The following is a 2,934-nucleotide window of genomic DNA, read 5'->3' as shown; positions in this document are numbered from 1 at the left end:
TGAGTTTCTGTCTTTTAAAAACCTTTTAAGGTCATTGCGTTTTGAGATTTCAGACGCTTTGAAAAAGAACAATGCCAAAATATTGGGGATTACAAGTCTTGATAGCAATGAGGGTAAATCCTTTCTGTCGGGCAGTTTGGCCTATGGTTTTGCAATGATGGGAGAAAAGGTGCTGTTAATTGGAGGGGAGACAAAAAAGGTGATATCGGATTCAAAAGCGTTGGCCATAAACCAGGATTTTGAGACCTTTTTAGTGAAACGCGAAATTCAGACAGAAGATCTGATTACAATTTTGAATAAGAATGATGCAAATTCATCTTTATTGGAGAGCCAGAGTACAACAAGTTTAAGAAAGGGCTTTGAGGTTTTAAAAGACGAGTTTGATGTAATTATCATAGATGTAAACGGGCTTAAAGACATTAACAAAGCGAAAGAGTGGTTGCTTTTTACAGAGCTGAACTTAGCTGTTTTTGAATCTGGCAGGTCTATATCAGATCCTCAAAAGGAGCTGTTGACATATATTAAGGGGCAACCTGGATTTATTGGTTGGGTCCTTAACAAAGTGAAATAATAACAACCTATGTACCAGTATTTATCATCCTTATCACAAACACGACGTACAATAATTTTGTCGGTTTTAGGGATATTGGTTGCTCTAGGAGTTAGTTTGCTAACGTATCTGGGCCCCGTAGGACCGGTACTGGTAATTGTGGCAGCATTGTTTGTTGTTTTTATGATCTGTCTTTTTAAAGAACCCTCTGTAGGGCTTCTTGTATTGATAGTTTATTGCTTTCTATTTGGGATCTTATCGCGTGAGGTTGGTGGCATTGCCTATGGTATAGGAATAGAGATTTTTTTATTGCTAACCTGGATAACTGTGATCATTCAGCACAAGCGATATGATTGGACGCGTTTAAATAACCCATTGACCAAACTAATGCTGATGTGGTTTATCATTAGTGTAGTTGAAATTATCAATCCTGCTGGCGCCAGTGTGATGGGCTGGTTACAGGAGATAAGAAGTACAGCACTGTTTCCGATGCTGATCATCCCTTTGGTATTTCTATTGTTTGATTCTGAGAAGAAATTAAACAGGGTTTTAATACTTTTGATCGCATTGTCGTTGCTGGCAACTTTGAATGGTATTAAGCAGATACACATTGGCTTGTCGCCGGGTGAACAAAGGTTTTTAAATGAAGGAGGGGCCGTTACCCATTTGTTGTGGGGAAGATTAAGGGCGTTTTCTTTTTATAGTGATTCGGGACAGTTTGGTGCTTCGCAGGCTTCTTTTGTGCTGATTGCTATTGTGCTTGCAATAGCTCCGTTCAAATCATGGAAAAGAGTGCTTGCCTTGATTGCTGCCGGATTATCGTTTTACGGAATGTTGATTTCGGGAACAAGGGGAGCATTTTTTGCTTTGGTAGTAGGGGTATTGTTTCTGATTTTCCTGACAAAGAATGTGAAAGTATTGATGTATGGTTTGATCATCACTTTATTGTTTGTCGGGTTTTTAAAGTTTACAACTATTGGTAATGGCAGTTATGAAATTTACAGGTTACGGAGTGCTGTAAATCCTAAGGAAGCCTCATTGAATGTTAGGTTTAACAATCAAATGATCCTTGGCGAATACCTTAAACATAATCCTTTTGGAGGAGGTTTGGGGGTAATTGGCACCTGGGGCAGAGAATATAATAAAGATAAATTTTTATCGACAATAGCACCCGATAGCTACTGGGTTAAAGTTTGGGCTATGTATGGCATTGTTGGGCTAACAATCTGGTTTTCAATGATGATGTATATTCTGGGTAAGTGCTGTGGGATAATCTGGAGAATCACAAATGTGAAGCTTAGGTATAAGTGCATTGCGCTGCTTTCGGCAACAGCGGGTATTTTTTTCTGTAGCTATGGTAACGAAGTAATTAATTCAATGCCATCTGCAGTGGTAGCTTCTGTATCGTTGGCATTTATATTTCAGAGTGTATATTTTGATAAAAAGAATCCATTACCATCAATAAATAATGAACCTAAACTAACCAGCTAATGCCATTTGAAATTTTTGTTATTCCGGGTGTAATATGTTTTATAATCGCCTTTTTTTTGGAGATAAAGGACAAAAAATAATTAAGTAAGAAATATAATTTAATAGTTATAATGGACATAAAAGCATTTTTACGACTTCTTGGCAAGTATAAATGGGTTTTGATATTAGTGCCTCTACTAACAGGGGTAATAACCTTTTTTCTGGTAAAGAACCTTCCCAGACAATATAGTTCTGAGGCCCAAATTGCTACAGGTTTAGTAGATCAATCTAAACAGGTTGTAGTTAACTCTAATCGGAACGCGGATATCTTTAAGATCAACCAGCAGTTTTCAAACATCATTGAGCGGATGAAAATGAGGCGGATCATGAGTATCCTTTCTTATAACCTGATACTTCATGATCTGGAAAGTCAGAAAGTTTCGTTCAGGCCTTACAGCAAACAGGTAGCGTCATTAGGGCAGGCCGGTATTGATGAAGTAATAAGACTTTACAGAGAAAGGTTGCTGAACAAACAGGTGATTACCATTAGCGATAATTCTGGTAAATATCCGTTGTATGACATCATTAGTTCTATGGGTTATGATAATGAAAGCATTAACAATAATTTAAAAGTATACCGCCCTGATAACAGTGATTTTGTAAACGTGTACTATGTTTCGGAGAACCCATTGCTGTCTACATTTGTTGTAAACACGCTGTCGACCAATTTTATTAACAACTATGGAGAGGATGTTAATCTGAATCAGAATAACTCTATAGAGCTTTTGGATTCATTGATGAAGAAGAAAGAGGTGGCTATGAACCAGAAGAATGCGGCTTTGAAATCGTTTAAGATGAAGAATGGTGTGCTAAACCTGGACAAGCAGTCGGAAATGGTTTACTCGCAGATCTCG

General features: G+C 37.7%; 3 protein-coding genes. All 3 read left to right on the top strand.

Annotation, left to right across the window (positions count from 1 at the left end):
• Window positions 1–571, top strand: a 571-nt coding sequence (locus tag AC6CH7_RS26410) for a P-loop NTPase family protein (RefSeq protein WP_498265555.1), incomplete at its 5' end; no start/stop codon positions are given.
• Between the two features lie 9 nt (window positions 572–580).
• Window positions 581–2,041, top strand: a complete 1,461-nt coding sequence (locus AC6CH7_RS26405) for an O-antigen ligase family protein (protein WP_498265554.1) — start codon at window positions 581–583, stop codon at window positions 2,039–2,041.
• A gap of 110 nt (window positions 2,042–2,151) precedes the next feature.
• The coding region (locus AC6CH7_RS26400; RefSeq protein WP_498265553.1) for a Wzz/FepE/Etk N-terminal domain-containing protein at window positions 2,152–2,934 on the top strand (783 nt) is incomplete at its 3' end.

The sequence above is a fragment of the Pedobacter sp. GQ55 genome, assembly GCF_059758925.1.
Note: the sequence above shows the minus strand (reverse complement) of the source record. Positions and strands in the feature narration are given on the sequence as shown.

Excerpts from the sequence above, each read along its gene's own strand:
- AC6CH7_RS26405 (WP_498265554.1), top strand. The coding sequence starts at position 581 with ATGTACCAGTATTTATCATCCTTATCACAAACACGACGTACAATAATT.